The 15840-nt window shown below is 39.1% G+C and carries 13 protein-coding genes; 3 read left to right on the top strand and 10 right to left on the bottom strand.

Annotated elements, in window-relative coordinates:
- Positions 1-26: 26 nt before the first annotated feature.
- Positions 27-1196 (top strand): fatty acid desaturase family protein, encoded by a 1170-nt coding sequence (locus tag B1202_RS12605; protein WP_078190959.1) that lies wholly within the window; start codon positions 27-29, stop codon positions 1194-1196.
- A gap of 123 nt (positions 1197-1319) precedes the next feature.
- Here B1202_RS12605 and B1202_RS12600 read toward each other — a convergent pair whose 3' ends face one another.
- Positions 1320-2903, bottom strand: a complete 1584-nt coding sequence (locus B1202_RS12600) for an ATP-binding cassette domain-containing protein (RefSeq protein ID WP_078190958.1) — start codon at positions 2901-2903, stop codon at positions 1320-1322.
- 699 nt (positions 2904-3602) lie between these two features.
- Here B1202_RS12600 and B1202_RS12595 point away from each other — a divergent pair.
- Both B1202_RS12595 and B1202_RS12590 read left to right on the top strand, forming a co-directional pair.
- A complete protein-coding gene (locus B1202_RS12595; protein WP_078190957.1) occupies positions 3603-4685 on the top strand; it encodes a 3-deoxy-7-phosphoheptulonate synthase in 1083 nt (360 codons plus the stop codon).
- A 271-nt stretch (positions 4686-4956) separates the two neighbouring features.
- Positions 4957-6147, top strand: coding sequence for a PilT/PilU family type 4a pilus ATPase (locus B1202_RS12590; protein WP_078190956.1), 1191 nt, complete (start codon positions 4957-4959; stop codon positions 6145-6147).
- Positions 6148-6245: 98 nt separating this feature from the next.
- Here the strand turns inward: B1202_RS12590 and gcvH are convergent, their stop codons facing one another.
- The 9 genes from gcvH to sstT all read right to left on the bottom strand — a co-directional run bounded on the left by gcvH (position 6246) and on the right by sstT (position 15799).
- The gene (gene gcvH / locus B1202_RS12585) at positions 6246-6620 is read right to left on the bottom strand and encodes a glycine cleavage system protein GcvH (RefSeq protein WP_078190955.1); all 375 of its coding nucleotides are present in this window, start codon (positions 6618-6620) and stop codon (positions 6246-6248) included.
- 72 nt (positions 6621-6692) lie between these two features.
- Positions 6693-7721 (bottom strand): AraC family transcriptional regulator, encoded by a 1029-nt coding sequence (locus B1202_RS12580; RefSeq protein ID WP_078190954.1) that lies wholly within the window; start codon positions 7719-7721, stop codon positions 6693-6695.
- 149 nt (positions 7722-7870) lie between these two features.
- Entirely contained in the window at positions 7871-8320 is a 450-nt protein-coding gene (locus tag B1202_RS12575; protein WP_078190953.1) for a MaoC family dehydratase, read from the bottom strand.
- Positions 8298-10172, bottom strand: coding sequence for an ABC transporter ATP-binding protein (locus B1202_RS12570; protein ID WP_078190952.1), 1875 nt, complete (start codon positions 10170-10172; stop codon positions 8298-8300). Before B1202_RS12570 ends, B1202_RS12575 begins: the two co-directional genes overlap by 23 nt.
- A 99-nt stretch (positions 10173-10271) precedes the next feature.
- A complete protein-coding gene (locus tag B1202_RS12565; protein WP_228145166.1) occupies positions 10272-11552 on the bottom strand; it encodes a GGDEF domain-containing protein in 1281 nt (426 codons plus the stop codon).
- 297 nt (positions 11553-11849) lie between these two features.
- Positions 11850-13100 (bottom strand): mechanosensitive ion channel family protein, encoded by a 1251-nt coding sequence (locus B1202_RS12560; RefSeq protein WP_078191043.1) that lies wholly within the window; start codon positions 13098-13100, stop codon positions 11850-11852.
- 247 nt (positions 13101-13347) lie between these two features.
- The gene (locus B1202_RS12555) at positions 13348-13884 is read right to left on the bottom strand and encodes a DUF2058 domain-containing protein (RefSeq protein ID WP_078190951.1); all 537 of its coding nucleotides are present in this window, start codon (positions 13882-13884) and stop codon (positions 13348-13350) included.
- Positions 13885-13896: 12 nt separating this feature from the next.
- Positions 13897-14571, bottom strand: a complete 675-nt coding sequence (locus tag B1202_RS12550; protein WP_078190950.1) for a YoaK family protein — start codon at positions 14569-14571, stop codon at positions 13897-13899.
- A 34-nt stretch (positions 14572-14605) separates the two neighbouring features.
- Positions 14606-15799, bottom strand: coding sequence for a serine/threonine transporter SstT (gene sstT / locus B1202_RS12545; protein ID WP_078190949.1), 1194 nt, complete (start codon positions 15797-15799; stop codon positions 14606-14608).
- Between the last annotated feature and the right edge of the window lie 41 nt (positions 15800-15840).

Below are 15840 nucleotides of genomic sequence, written 5' to 3'. Positions count from 1 at the left end.
CATAAAAACAAATCAGGGGCATCATCATGAATCAATCGATATATATTCGTCCGAATAGTAAGTCACGTTATTTATCACCCGAACAAACTGCTGAATTTGGTGAAAAAGTCGAGCAAATACGACGTGAAATTATGCAGAACGTAGGTGAAAAAGATGCAGCGTATATTTATAAAATTCGCAATTTTGTCCGTTATAGCGAGATTGCTTCTCGTGGCATGTTGATGTTTGCAGGTTGGATTCCACCAGTTTGGTTAATGGGTACTGGTTTATTAGGTATTTCTAAAATCGTAGAGAACATGGAACTCGGTCATAATGTGATGCATGGTCAGTTTGATTGGTTAAATGACCCAAGCTTAAATGGTGCTAATTATGATTGGGATACCATTGCCACGGGCCAAGACTGGAAATATACCCATAACTATGTGCATCACACCTATACCAATATTGTCGGTATGGACCATGATGTTGGCTATGGCTTAATCCGTGTGAGTGAATCGCAAAAGTGGGAGCCACGTTTCCTTTTTAATATTCCACTGGCTGCCCAACTCATGGTTTTCTTTGAGTGGTATGTCGGCATTCAACGTTTACATTTAGAAGATGTTATTGCGTATAAAACCAAAACTTGGAAAGATGTATGGCATGAAGCAGCCGATGTGCGTCAGAAAATTAAGCGCCAAGTGATTAAAGATTATGTATTTTTCCCGCTTATTGCAGGTCCCAATGTGATTCCTGTATTTGCAGGAAATGCAGTAGCCAATGTGATTCGTAGCTTATGGGCTTCCGCTGTCATCTTTAATGGCCATTTTACTGAAGATGCGGAAAACTTTGAGATGGACAATACCGAAAATGAAACTCGAGCAGAGTGGTATCTTCGTCAAATTCGTGGCTCAAGTAATTTTAGTGGAACACAATGGTTGCATATACTCAGTGGTAATTTAAGTCACCAAATTGAACACCATTTATTCCCTGATATGCCTGCGAACCGCTATGCAGAAGCTGCACCTAAAATTAAAGCACTTTGTGAGGAATATGGTATTCACTATAACGAAGCCAGTTTTATCAAACAGTTTGCCAGCGTTTGGGTTCGCCTCGCGAAATGCTCAGTGCCGAATGACTGGCGTGCCGAGCTCAAGGAACGCTCAGCATCACTTCAGCAGCGCGTTAAACAAAAAATCATGAAGAAAATCGGGCGTTAAAACACAGTATTGTTAAGCAATATTGTCCTTAATGCTTCCAATGGATGATTTTTAAAGCTGTAAAAAAGCCAAAGTAGCGTTCATCTACTTTGGCTTTTTTTAGATCTTTCTAAAAAATAAGAGCTATTCAACTAATTGCACGCTACTCTGAATGCCACAAGATTCTACAAAATAAGCATCATGTGAAACGAGGATCACCGCACCTGTATAATGCCGGATGGCTTGAGCCAATAACGCTCTAGACTCAATATCTAAGTGGTTTTCAGGTTCATCTAACAATAAAAGCTCAATATTCGGTGTTAAATAATTTAAGCCCAACAACGTCACTTTTAAACGTTCACCACCACTTAAACAGTGAAATGGTAGTTCCGCTTTTTGACCACGGATTCTAAGTTGACCGAGTTGATTACGCCATTCCGTTGAGGAAACCTCACGATTAAACTTTGCTAGATTGTCCAAAACACTCAATTCAGGTGATAAATCACTCAAGTTTTGGTCTAAATATAGGGTATGTACAGACAAAAATAATTCATGGCTAGACTGTGATGTGGTCTGACTCAGATACTTTAGAAATGTAGATTTACCAATACCATTTTTTCCTTTTAAATGAATTTTTTCTCCTGCCTGTAAGGCCAAGTCGAATGGCTGGTGCTGAGATGTTTTGTGATGAAAATGTTTAACTCTTAAGATTTCTCCAGTTTTTTCAGCGTGATGTTGAAAAACGAATTGCTGCTCTTTGACATGCTCAAGTTGTTGCTGTGACTGAATCAGTTGAGATTTCTTTTCTTCCAATTGCTTCTGCTGTTGCGTTTGAACTGTCGCGAGGCTTTGACCAGCTTGTTCTTTTTTAAAATCGAGTAATACTTTGGCTTGGGAGCCTGACTTGCGTAGTGCATAACCTTGTTGTTCTCGTTTTTGCGCTTTCATCAGTGTTTCGTGTTGCTGTGATTTGAGTTGTTTTAACTCACGCTGATGCTGTAAAATATTACGCTGTAAGGCTTTATTTTGCAGATCATTTTGTTGAACGTAGTCTTCATAGTTACCAGTAACATGACTGAGTCCAAACTCATTTAAAGCATAGATATGCTCTACATGTTGCAGCAATTCTCGATCATGACTGACGACGAATGCACCCGCAGGATGGTTTTTTAAACGATTGATGAGCCATATACGTGAAGATGCATCTAAATGGTTACTAGGTTCATCCAAAAGTAAATAGTGGTCGGTTTTTAAAAATAATGCACACAATGCCAATTTGGTTTTTTGCCCCTCACTCAGCTGAGCGACAGGGAAATTTAAATCTGTCGGAAGTGACGCCTGCTTAAGTTGTTGCTGCCATAGTACAGGACGGTGCCACTGGTTTTCAGTTAGCTCAAAGTCTTCAAAACTTGCGCTGCCTATTTCGATACGTTGAAATGCGTCATATAAGTCTTCAACACCGAGTGCAGAAGCAATCGTGTCAGCTTCTAGTCGAGAAAATTGTGATAAATAGGCATGTGGTACATTCCATGAAATTTCCCCTTCATAGGGGAGATCTTTCAGATTTTGCTCATGTAAGATTTTAAGGAGGCAGGACTTTCCTAAACCATTGCGACCAATACATGCCGAAAGCTGTTGTTGATTGAGGTTAAATTTCAGGTTTTTAAAAAGTGTTTTAGAAGGAAATTCCAAGCTTAGTTTGGAAATTGTACAAGCTGTTTGAGTCATAGATGCACCTTGCGATAGCAAAGATGCGCAATACAAATAACTAATTTTATTCTATAAAAAAGACAATATTTGAGAAAATGCAGTCGAAGTCATTAGCCATGTGTTTGCACATCAAAAAAATGGATTTGATGATGAAAAAACAGGGCTTACTTCATTGGCAAATACTCGAATTAAAAATAAATGGAAAAAATCTTAAGACAGCCTAATGTTGTGCAGTCTAATAAATGTTTATTTATTAATCAATACATCAAATTTTAAAAATAGGTCACAATTATTTACAGCAGAGTTATTTAATACAACAAAATAGCAAAAAACTATTGTCAAACCGATGAATACAGCGTATTTTAATTTTCAGACAGATACTTTTTGATGAAATCAAGATGTTAAAGCAACCTTTAATCTCAAACGCATATTATTACTTCTGGCAGTTTAGATAATTGCCTGAACGCGTTCGGGCATGAAAAAGGTTGCCCACCAAGTTTATACCTGATCGGCAACCCTGATCAGGTTTTTTTATGTCTTGATTTTTATAATATTTTTGGAGAAATCTCATGTTTACAGTAAATAATTCATATTTTAGCAACGGTTATTGGTTTTACTTTAGTCAGTCTATGTCTAAAGCCTTGAAGTCCCAAAGTCCCATAACGCTCAGATAAAAGATCGGACTGTTTATACGTACAGTCCAAAGGAATAGAACCAATGAATGCGCTAAATACAGCTTTACAACAAACTCAAAATTCAGAAATTCAGATATCTACACAGCCAAAAGAAACGCTTTTGAGCTTGCCACATCAACTGAAACAACAATTACCTTTATCAGTTCATGCTGCAGAACAAATTGCTGCACATCGTGCAACGATTCAAAATATTTTGACGGGCCAAGACCCGCGTCTAATGATTATTACAGGTCCATGTTCAATCCATGATCCAATTGCTGCTTTGGAATATGCTGAAAAATTAAAACAATTACAGGCACAGGTTTCAGATCAAATTTTTCTTGTGATGCGCGCATATATTGAGAAACCACGTACTACAGTGGGCTGGAAAGGCTATATGTATGACCCAAGTTTAGATGGATCATCTAATATGCAGTTGGGCTTAGAAAAATCACGTGAGCTGTACTTACAAATTATTGAAATGGGTTTGCCAATTGCCTCTGAAATTTTAAGCCCAATGGCGACAGGTTATTTTGATGACCTATTGGCGTGGGGTGCAATCGGTGCGCGTACCAGCGAATCACAAATTCATCGTGAAATCTCAAGTCATATGCCATACAGCATCGGTTTCAAAAACGGAACAGATGGTTCAATCCAAATTGCACTAGATGCCATTCAATCTGCTTCGCATCCACACCAGTTCTTAGGTATGAGCCAAGCCGGCTTACCGTGTATTTTAGAATCCGTTGGCAACCCGCAAGCACATTTGATTTTACGTGGTTCCAATACAGGTCCAAATTATAGTTTGGCTGAAATAGACAAAATTCGCAGTAAAGTAAAAGGCGATTTACCGGCTTTAGTCATCGATTGTAGTCATGGCAATAGCCATAAAGACCCAATGAAGCAACCTGAAGTATTACGCACAATTGTAGCGGAGCGTGAGCATACCCAAGTGTGTGGTGTGATGTTGGAAAGTCATTTAGTGGATGGTAATCAAAAAATTAGTTGTGACATGACTTATGGTCAATCTGTAACAGATGGATGCTTAGGTTGGGACAAAACCATTGATTTGATTCAACAGGTTACGAATGAACTTCGTGCAGCACAAATCAAACGTAGTGCTTAACAATCCAGAGCATACTCAGTCTGAATTGATTTAGCTCAAAGCCTTAGAACATTGATTGTTCTAAGGCTTTTATTTTGAAATTTACTTTATTGTTATACTTCGATATAAAAATTGAAAAATGGCATATTTCCTAAAATATATACTGATAATTCAGTATTTTATGTTTGAGTGAATCAAAATTTTTATGCACAATAATGTCTAAGCCCAAGACAGCGCCAGAAATAATGACAATCTGTACGTGGGTGTTTGAAATTTTATATTGGGGAAGTTGATGTACACTGCTGAATTGTTGGAAGAAGCACGCCGTTTTATGTTCCACATGTTAACCAAAGTGGTTGAATATGGTGGATCTGATCTATTTATTACGGCAGATTTTCCACCAAGTATTAAACATCAAGGCATGATGAAACCCTTTGGGCAGCAAGAACTTGATGCTGAGAAAACAAAGCTTTTCGCCTATAGTTTGATGAATGAGAAGCAGCGCAAAGAGTTTGAAACAGAATTAGAATGTAACTTTGCGATTAGTGTGCCAAACGTTTCGCGTTTTCGTGTCAATGTATTTCAGCAACAGTTACATGTGGGTATGGTCATTCGTACCATTACGGCAGAAATTCCAAATTTTGAAAAGCTTAAATTACCGGCTTCGCTTAAGCACGTGATTATGGAAAAACGTGGTTTAGTTTTAGTGGTTGGAGGTACAGGTTCAGGAAAATCAACCTCTTTAGCGGCGCTGATTGATTATCGAAATGAAAACAGCGCAGGGCATATCATCACTGTTGAAGACCCAGTGGAATATGTGCATAAGCATAAAAAATCAATGATTACGCATCGTGAAGTCGGTGTAGACAGTCATTCGTGGCATAACGCCTTAAAAAATACACTACGACAAGCGCCAGATGTGATTTTAATCGGTGAAATTCGTGACACTGAGACTATGGAACATGCAATTGCCTTTGCTGAAACAGGACATTTATGTTTAGGCACGCTACATTCAAATAACGCCAATCAGACTCTAGATCGGATCATTAACTTCTTCCCAGAAGAGCGAAGAAATCAATTGCTTATGGATTTATCGAGCAATATGAAAGCGATTGTTTCGCAACGATTAATCCGGACTGAAGATGGTAAAGGACGCCGTGCAGCCGTTGAAATCATGTTAAATACTCCGCTTATTTCAGATTTGATTTTGAAAGGTGAGTTTCATGAACTAAAAGCAATCATGGCAAAATCTCGTGAACTTGGGATGCAAACTTTCGACCAAGCTTTATTTGATTTATATAATGACGGCGCAATTTCTTATGAAGAGGCCTTAAGAAATGCCGATTCAACCAATGAATTACGTTTGCAAATTAAACTGAAAAGTTCACGTGCAAATGGTACTTCAGCGGCAGCACAATCTTTTAGTATGGTTGAAGAAAAGAAAGAAGAACCTGAAAGTACCGAAGCTTCGGAAGAAATATAAGCTGTATATTCATGCAAATGGTATATAAGCCAATTTAGCTATCAAATTTAAATAAAAAAATCAGCCTGAGGGCTGATTTTTTTAGATATTAGAAATATTTACAGACCAGCTTCGTATTGTTCGTTGGTCAATAAATTATCTACATCAGCCATATTGTCTGGTTTAATTTTATAAATCCAGCCTTTGCTATAAGGCGCATCGTTTACAAAATCAGGATCATCTTCAAGATCTGGATTGACTTCAACGACTACACCAGAAACCGGAGCATGAATATCAGAAGCGGTTTTTACCGACTCAACCACACCCGCTTGTTCGCCAGCAGTGATATGTTGACCAACATCTGGTGCTTCAACATAAACTAAATCACCCAATGCGTCTTGTGCATGATCAGAAATGCCTGTAACAACAAGGTTACCTTCAATTCGCACCCATTCATGTGTACTTGCGTACTTTAAATCTGAAGGATGATTCATTGATAACTCCTTAAATCCATTAAATTCATTTTTGGCATGAGTTATACATGCTTTTTAGGTAAAACAAAAGACTTATAAGTACGGATCTTTACGCCAATTGCTTGGGCTACGACCACTCCAACGCTTAAAAGCACGGCTAAAATTGGCGACATCGCTATAGCCCAATTCATCAGCAATTTGCTCTAAGGTAAAATCAGTTCGTGACAGGAGCGAAGTAGCATGACGGTAGCGAACTTCGTCAACCAATGTTGAAAATGAAGTCCCTTCGGCAGCAAGCTGGCGTTTTAAAGTTCGATCGGACATGTGTAGCCGTTCAGCAACGCTCTCAATACTTAAATAGTGCTGTTCGGAGTTGGTTAAAATGTCACGAACGCGCATGGCAATACGGTGGCGTTCGCCCAAAGCGGAGAGTTCAGCTTCACATTGATTAATCGCGATTTGACTGGCAATCGGGTCTGCATGGACCAATTTATTGGTTAAATATTGCTTATCAAAACTAAGTAAGAGATGTGGCTGATCAAATCTAAATTGGTGGCGTGGATATTTTGCAATAAACCGCTCAAAACCTTCAGGTTGAGGGAAATCAAAATCAATTTCACCAGCAGAATAATCCACACCGGTAATTGCTTTGCCCATGCTGATCATGCCAAAAATTAAGGCAATTGAAATCTCAGTACGTAAAGGCTCAATCGTAACGTCGGTTTGTAGTTGAACAGTCGCTTTGGTTCCAAATGTCGAGAAAAAAAGCTGTAAAAAGGGCATGCGTAACTGAATAAAACGGTTTGCCAAGACTAAGGCATCGGTTATGTCCTTCGCCGTCATGATGGCATAACCAATAAAACCATGAATAGAGATGCGCATTTGGTTGCCTAAATGAAAACCTAAAGTTGGCTCACCAGTTAATCGTAGTGCGTGCTCTACCAATTGATTGGCGATTGGTGTTGGAATACGGAAATCTGGTTCAGCCAATTGTTCGCTGTTTAATCCGAAGGGACTAAATAATGTTTCTGCAGTGTAGCCCCATCGAGAGACCACATCTAAAAGGAGCAATCCATACACTCCGGGAATACCCTGATCCTGACGGGAATTAATTGTTTTCATAGCGTTCCGTTGCAATGCGGGTTTTTCTTCTGTTCAAGGTTATATTGGCATGATTCTGTGTTGTATCCCACAAAAATTGTTGGACAAACTGACTAGGCTCAACTATTTATAGCGGCCTACCTAAGCATTGTAAAGTAGGCCATTAAGGATTAATTCGGTTTAAAATCTTTGGAAAAGACCACAATTTTGGTCGTAGACATATACAGAACGTCATTGTGCTGATTAAGCGCTTGCGTAACATAGGTCACAATGCCGCGGTCTGTCTTACTTTTCGACGGAGTAATTGCAGATATTTCAACTTCTACACGAATTTTATCCCCCGGACGTGTTGGGCGCGGCCAACGCAGACTTGATTCAGAGCCAATTAAGCCATAAGCCACAGGGAAACATTCAGTCCATAAGCGCATCGTTACAGCAGCAGTATGCCAACCACTTGCCGCAAGCCCTTGAAAGATCGGGTGCTGTTGGGCTTTGACTTCATCTGTATGAAATTCCTGAGGATCATAAGCGTTGGCAAATTGCTTGATTTCTTCAACAGTCATTTCATATTCACGACTGCTAAAGTGATCACCAACTTTAAGGTCTTCCAGATACAGCATTTTCATCTTCCTTTGATTCTACTTTATGTTGTTCTATTAAAAATCCACCGGTTTGACGCTGCCACAAGTGTGCATAAATACCATTCAAAGCAACAAGCTCTTCGTGGGTACCTTGCTCAGCAATACGGCCTTGATCCAAGACAATCAAGCGATCCATTTGTGCAATGGTTGAAAGTCGATGCGCAATGGCAATCACAGTTTTGCCTTTCATCAAATCATCTAAACTCGATTGAATCGCGGCTTCTACTTCTGAATCGAGCGCACTTGTGGCTTCATCTAAAATTAAAATCGGTGCGTCTTTTAAAAATACTCGAGCAATCGCAATACGTTGACGCTGACCGCCAGATAATTTAACACCACGTTCACCGACAAATGCGTCATAGCCACGTTGACCACGTAAATCGATCAATTGAGGAATGAATTCATCAGCTTTCGCTTTACGCACTGCATCATACATTTCTTCATCGGTTGCATTCGGGCGACCATATTTAATATTTTCTTCGACCGTACGATGCAATAACGAGGTGTCTTGGGTCACCAATGCAATATTTTTTCTTAAGCTATCTTGAGTAATATCTTCTATATTTTGGCCATCAATCGAAATACGACCATGGTTGATATCGTAAAAGTGAAGTAAAAGTTGAATTAATGTCGATTTTCCGGCACCCGAACGCCCGACTATACCGATTTTTTCACCTGGTCGAATGGTTAAATTAAATTGATCGATGACATTTTTATCATTATAAGCAAAACTGACGTCCTCAAATTTAATTTCGCCTTGCGGTACCTTTAAGTCGGTTGCATCAGCTTTGTCTTGAATATGAATGGGGCGGCCCATGGTTTTCATCCCATCTTGAATAGTCCCGACATTTTCAAAAAGGGCAGACGTTTGCCACATCATAAACTCGGAAATACTACTGAGTTTTAAAATCATGGCGGTCGCTGCTGCAATGACCCCAAGCTCAGCTTGACCATCCATCCAGAGCCAAACGGCTGTTCCAAGTACGCCACCATATAAAACAATGATCAGCAAATTCGTCGCGATGTTGTATTTTGCAGCAAGTCGCATTTGCTTATACACCGTCACCATAAATTCTTTCATTGAGGCTTTGGCATATTGGCTTTCGCGGCCCGCATGGGCAAATAATTTTACCGTTTGAATATTAGTGTAAGCATCGGTGACACGACCAGTCATTACTGCGCGTGCATTGGCTTGTTCTTTTGAAATTTTGCTCAATTTTGGGATGAAATAGCATGCAGAACCAATAAATAAAGCCAGCCAAAGTAATAAAGGAATAATCAACAGTGGCGATATAGCACCTAAAATGACAGTGATCGAAATCAGGTAAATGAAGACATAGGCCAACATGTCACCAAGAATAATCCAAAACTCACGTATAGCCAGTGAAGTTTGCATGACTTTGGCAGATAAACGACCAGCAAAGTCGTTGTGGAAGAAATCTAAACTTTGTTTCAGTAATAAGTTATGAAATCTCCAACGTAGGCGCATTGGAAAGGTACTATATAAAATCTGATGTTTAATAATGGTTTGAAGGCAAGAAAAGAAGATATTTGCCAATAAAATAAAGCTTAAAATGGTCAGATTGGTCTGGTGCTGCTGTAAAAAGGTTTCAGGTTGAGACTTACTGATCCAATTGACTAATTCGCCAATTTTGGCATAAAGCAGTGCTTCAAAACTCGCTACACCTGCTGTACAGAGTACCAATAACAATAGGTATTTTTTTACACCTGTTGCAGCTTGCCATACAAAGGGGAAAAATTTTGTCGGCAATGGTTTATTCAAGTCCTGTTCAGGATAAGCGTCAACTAAATTTTCAAACCATTTAAGCATGCAGATAACCTGAGAATTTTACTGTAATTAATCTTTCTTTCTTCAGAGCTGAGTGTAATGGATTCGCTGGTTTTTCTCCATTTTGATTTGTTTATTTACTTAAAAAGCTTGGCTGCAAAAGTTCATAAAATTAAAATGTACAACCCGATTACGACCTTGGCGTTTTGCTTCATATAGAGCAATATCGGCCTGTTTAATTAACTGATCGAGTTTGGCGTGGTCAGGGTCAATTTTGGAAACACCAATGGAGATCGAAAATTTCACCAATTGACCATCCATATGAAACTGATGTTGTTCCATTTTATGTCTTAACCGTTCAGCAATTTTTAATGCATCTTCTGGGACGGTAAAAGGTAAAAGTACAATAAATTCTTCACCACCGAAACGCGCCAACATATCGTAAAATCGCATTTCTTTACGCGCAATTTCAGCAATTTGGCATAGCACTTGGTCGCCGACATCATGTCCATATTGATCATTAATCGCTTTAAAATGATCGACATCAAAAATCAATAGACTGGTGCAGACCGTCATCGGGGTTTCTTGGATTTTTTTATTGGCGGCATGTACAAATTGGCGACGATTACTTAACTGGGTTAATTCATCCGTATGGGCAATTTTGCGCAGGGTATGAAAGTTCCAGTCATCTAGCAGCGCTCTTAGAAACGTTTTACGAGAGTTCAGCGTTGAGTTCCAGCAGATATACATACTGAACAGCAGCACAGGAATGTACACCAATAAAAATATTGTAAAATCACCAAAATCATTAATGCGCCATGCGCCAAAAAGTATTGCTGCCGAGATCATGGCTGAGGTCATGATCGACGGGCGAAAATGCACATGAATACTTAAATTACCCAATACAATCAAAATAATGGCGGCATATTGATAGCTATGAACCAGTTCATTTTTCGACTGAAGTAATATCTCAAACCAGAGAATCGCTGAAAGGCAAGTGGCGAGTGGCAAAATCAAATCGAGCAATTTAATCTGTTTGATATATTTAAACAGAACATAGTTCAGGCTAAATGCACCAATAATGGCAATGATACGAATCACACCTGAAAGCATTTCTACGTCTGGCAGCACATAGCGATCTGCCCAAAAATAGATTAAAAATGCCAATTGAGCGAAATAGTTGACCTGCTTTAAATAGTCTTTCTGGTTGTAGTACAAAAATTTGTAATAAGCATTTTTAAACTGTGCCGGGATACGTGCAATCGGGTCGGATAAAGCACGCTCAATACGGACACGATTCTCTAAGTCACATGCTTCTGCCTGTATGAGTGTATGTTTGGCAGAAGTGCGATTCATCGATTCTATGAGTAATTGTGATTCGTTTTTAACTGATTTCCGAGAAGGTTGATTGGGGCCTTCCATGATCAAGTTCCTATTTTAGAAGCGTTTTTATGCAACTGTTAACAAATAGTATCTAAAAATGTCTACATTTGTATAGTATTTGTTCTGGTTTTTTTAATAATTTTTAGCTGTTTCGGATGAATTATATTTTAAGGAAATATTCGCTCTCATTCGTTCAATGCATGATCAAAAAGCCCTAGCGAAAGTCAAATAGCTTTTAAAGACAACGCTCCCCAATATATTCAAAAGCTATTGTGATTTCTTTAACTTACAGAATTCCTTCTTCGAATAAATATGAGGGAGACGAACGTTTAGGTCTTAGATTTTATCGGCATTTGGTTGAACGAGGGCTTTAAAATCGGCACTAGAAGGGGCTTGATAAATTTTAAGTCCAAACTCAGGTGTGATTGCGATCAGATGATCAAAGATATCCGATTGAATCGCTTCATAATCTTTCCATGCAATGGTTTTACTAAAAGCATAAATTTCTAAAGGAATGCCTTCACTCGTGGGTTGTAACTGACGCACCAAAATCGTTTGGTGTTGGGCAATGCCTGAATGCTGTTGTAAGTAGAATTCTACATAGGCACGAAAGGTCCCAAGATTGGTTAAACGGCGCTGATTATATTGCGACTGATTGGAAAGTTGCTGATTAAACTGGGCAAGCTCCTCATGCTTATGATCAAGATATTGATCTAATAATAAAAATTCTTTGAGTTTGTTTTGCTCATCCTGAGTCATGAAATGAATAGAGCTTTGATCGATATAAAGCGAGCGTTTGATGCGGCGCACGCCAGACTGTGCCATACCACGCCAGTTTTTAAAGGTGTCAGTCACCAGTTTATTGGTTGGAATCGTGGTAAAGGTCTTATCAAAGTTCTGCACAGTAATGGTATGTAATGACATATCAATGACATCGCCATCCGCATTCAGCGAAGGCATCTCAATCCAGTCACCAATTCGCACCATGTCATAAGAAGAAATTTGTACCGAAGCGACCAGCGACAAAATGGTGTTCTGAAAAACCAACATGAGCACGGCCGCCATAGCACCGAAACCTGCGAGTAATGTAAATACATCTTTTTTTAAGAAAGTACCTAAAATCATTAGGCCGCAAACCAAAAAGATGATCAATTTAACCAGTTGCAAATAACCTTTAATTGGTTTGTTTCTAGACTTTGGATTACGTTGATAAATCAGATTAAAAATATTCAGTAATTCAGAAATTGCCAAAGCAATGGTCAGGAAGATAAAGGCCTGACAAGCCATTTGCACGATTGAGATAAACTTCACAGATAAATGCGGGACGGTGGTTATGCCATTTAAGATTACAATTGCTGGAACAATGTTGGCAAAGCGTTTAATCACACTATGTTCTGACAAAATTTGACTGTGGCTAAAGGCCATTTTAGATACGAGCTTACGAATACCACGCACCACAATTTGCTTGGCGATAAAATTTGCAATAATGGCAAAAATAATAATAAGACTGAGCGAAGTCAGCATTTCTAACCAAGGGTATTGATCTGACCAATCTTGAATATTTTTAATAAACTGAAATTTTTCCAAAATCATTCTACTCTTATTGATGTAAATGAAAGGGTTACTGATCAAACTATTGTAATTGTGATGATTATATAAGCAATTTTATACTCGAAAACTTTACGGAGTTACGACATGTATAGTCCATAATGTTACTTAGTAGGTGCTGAGGAATGATTTTTTGAAGGTATGACTAATTTCATGGACTGAAATGGATGAACGTTGAGCTAAAAAAAGCCCCCAAATTGGGAGCTTCATTGGCGATTTGAAGTGCTTACCACATTAAATCATCAGGAATCACATAAGCTGCATACGGATCTTCTTCATCCGTGGTTTGCTCATTCACTTCAGAGTTATTCACAATAATAAAGCCTTCCATTTTCGTATTAATACGGTCGGCTAATTCTTTTGGTAAAAAAGCATAGTTGCTATTTTCACGTGCAATAACAAGACTGCCAGCAACCAGAGCATTATAAATTTGCTGATTGATATAAAGCTTTTTGATCTTCGCATCATCAATAAATTGATAGGTCGATTCGCCATCGGTATCACGAATTTTATGCTGATTAATCATTTGCATGATGGCAGCTTTTAATTCTTTTTCTTGCAAAACGGCTTTACGATCTTGCTCTAAAGCATGATCTTTGGCCATTTTCTGCTGCTGATCTTGCTCAATTTTCGCCTTGATTTCAGCATCTTTACTTTCACCAGTACGTTTTTCATGTACGGCTTGTTTTGACAATTTTTTTGCCTTTTTATTATCGACCAGACCTGCTTTAAGCAGTTGCGCCTGTAATGCATTTTTAACCATAGTACGTTCCAACTAATCGTGTATATGTCGATAATGAAAATAGATGATCCAATAAACTGCGCTCATGACTAAACTGAGTGCGGCAGGAATCAGGAATGCGTTTAATTTTAAATAAGGATAAAGCCAACTGGCAAGTATGCCACCGACGATAAATCCCGCTAAAATTAATAAATGTAAGACCACACGTTTAGACTCAACTGGAAGTCCACGAGCTTTATAACCCAAAGCCAAACCTAAGTCCGTCAAAACACCAGAGAGGTGTGTGGTACGAATAATGGTGCCTTTATAGTGGCTGACCATTGCATTTTGTACACCCATCGCCACACATGCCCAAAGCAAAGCATAACGTGGAAAATAGGGCAATAGCAGCCAACACAGGACAATAAAAAAAGCCACCAAGCTTAAGGGGACGCCATAACGTCGCGTTAAGCTAAAGTGACTATTTCCAAGAATAAGCCCACTATAAAATGAGCCAATCACATAACAGAGCAAGACTAAAATCAAATAAATAATCGTAGCCGGCTGCCATGCAATGAAGGCCATGGCTAACATACTGACATTACCCGTCATGTGAGATACCGACTGGTGCAAGATGGTCACCAGTCCAAGTACATTAATCATTCCTGCATTCACTGCGAGGAAAAAAGCACCCAGTTGTATCCACAGCGGTAAAGTCTGAAAAGGCATGGCCTCGCCTTAAAAAGTATCCAATATCAGGATATTATCTTAAACCACGGTCTACTGCAGCTGTAAATAATACATCAGTCGAAGAGTTTAAAGCGGTTTCAGTTGAATCTTGAAGTACGCTAATAACCATACCAATGGCAACAACTTGCATCGCGATATCGCTTGAAATACCAAACAGGCCACAAGCCACTGGAATAAGCAATAACGAACCACCAGCAACACCAGAAGCACCACATGCAGAAACGGTAGCAACGACTGATAAAATCAACATTGTGGTGAAATCAACTGAAATACCTAAAGTATTCACTGTCGCTAAGGTAAGCACAGTAATTGTCACTGATGCGCCTGCCATGTTAATTGCAGCACCAAGTGGAATTGCAACACTTGCAGTCGATTCTGGGACACCAAGACGCTTCGCAAGGTCAAGGTTTACAGGAATGTTTGCAGCAGAACTACGCGTAAAGAATGCAGTGATACCACTTTCACGTAAACATTGGAAAACCAATGGGAACGGATTTGAGCGGGTCATAAATGCCACCATTAGTGGATTGATGACCAAGGCAACAAAGAACATGGTACCGATTAAGACTGCAAGTAAGTGTGCATAGCTGATCAGTGTTTTTAAACCTGAGTCGGCAAATGTAACAGCAACCAAGCCAAAGATACCAACAGGAGCAAAGTTAATCACTAGACGGATCACTTTATTCACCGCATCAGCAGCATCGGATAAGAAAACTTTGGTGGTATCTGATGCATGGCGAAATGCAATACCCAAGGCAACAGCCCAAGCCAAAATACCAATGAAATTTGCTTCTGAAATAGCTGTAACAGGGTTTGCGACAAAACTTAATAATAAGTTTTTCAAGATTTCAGCAAGACTGCCTGGCGGAACAAGATTTTCTGCAGCAACATCCAAAATTAATGTACTTGGGAATACGATACTGACAATCACGGCACTAAGCGCTGCCAAGAACATACCCAAAGCGTACATCAACATAATTGGTTTAATGTATGCATTACTGCTACCCACTTTGAAATTTGCAATGGATGACAGCACAAGTACAAAGACCAGTATCGGTGCTACGGATTTCAATGCCTTAATGAATAAATCACCAAGCAAACTTAAATAGGGTGCAACGCCCGGAGCAACAACAGCAACCAATACACCTAAAATAATGGCGATAATAATTCGGGTTACTAAACTCAAGCGTGTAAATGCTGAAAACATAGGAGAGCCTTGTCAGAATTACAATGACAAAATGATGAAAA

It is taken from the genome of Acinetobacter amyesii (genome assembly GCF_002018365.1).
Lineage (GTDB): Bacteria > Pseudomonadota > Gammaproteobacteria > Pseudomonadales > Moraxellaceae > Acinetobacter > Acinetobacter amyesii.
The sequence above is the reverse complement of the archived record's forward strand: the minus strand, read 5'-3'. Positions and strand labels throughout refer to the sequence as shown.

Bases quoted from the DNA above. Each gene is read 5' to 3' on its own strand.
- B1202_RS12605 (WP_078190959.1), top strand. From the start codon at position 27: ATGAATCAATCGATATATATTCGTCCGAATAGTAAGTCACGTTATTTA.
- B1202_RS12600 (WP_078190958.1), bottom strand. From the start codon at position 2,903: ATGACTCAAACAGCTTGTACAATTTCCAAACTAAGCTTGGAATTTCCT.
- B1202_RS12595 (WP_078190957.1), top strand. From the start codon at position 3,603: ATGAATGCGCTAAATACAGCTTTACAACAAACTCAAAATTCAGAAATT.
- B1202_RS12590 (WP_078190956.1), top strand. From the start codon at position 4,957: ATGTACACTGCTGAATTGTTGGAAGAAGCACGCCGTTTTATGTTCCAC.
- gcvH (WP_078190955.1), bottom strand. From the start codon at position 6,620: ATGAATCATCCTTCAGATTTAAAGTACGCAAGTACACATGAATGGGTG.
- B1202_RS12580 (WP_078190954.1), bottom strand. From the start codon at position 7,721: ATGAAAACAATTAATTCCCGTCAGGATCAGGGTATTCCCGGAGTGTAT.
- B1202_RS12575 (WP_078190953.1), bottom strand. From the start codon at position 8,320: ATGCTGTATCTGGAAGACCTTAAAGTTGGTGATCACTTTAGCAGTCGT.
- B1202_RS12570 (WP_078190952.1), bottom strand. From the start codon at position 10,172: ATGCTTAAATGGTTTGAAAATTTAGTTGACGCTTATCCTGAACAGGAC.
- B1202_RS12565 (WP_228145166.1), bottom strand. From the start codon at position 11,552: ATGGAAGGCCCCAATCAACCTTCTCGGAAATCAGTTAAAAACGAATCA.
- B1202_RS12555 (WP_078190951.1), bottom strand. From the start codon at position 13,884: ATGGTTAAAAATGCATTACAGGCGCAACTGCTTAAAGCAGGTCTGGTC.
- B1202_RS12550 (WP_078190950.1), bottom strand. From the start codon at position 14,571: ATGCCTTTTCAGACTTTACCGCTGTGGATACAACTGGGTGCTTTTTTC.
- sstT (WP_078190949.1), bottom strand. From the start codon at position 15,799: ATGTTTTCAGCATTTACACGCTTGAGTTTAGTAACCCGAATTATTATC.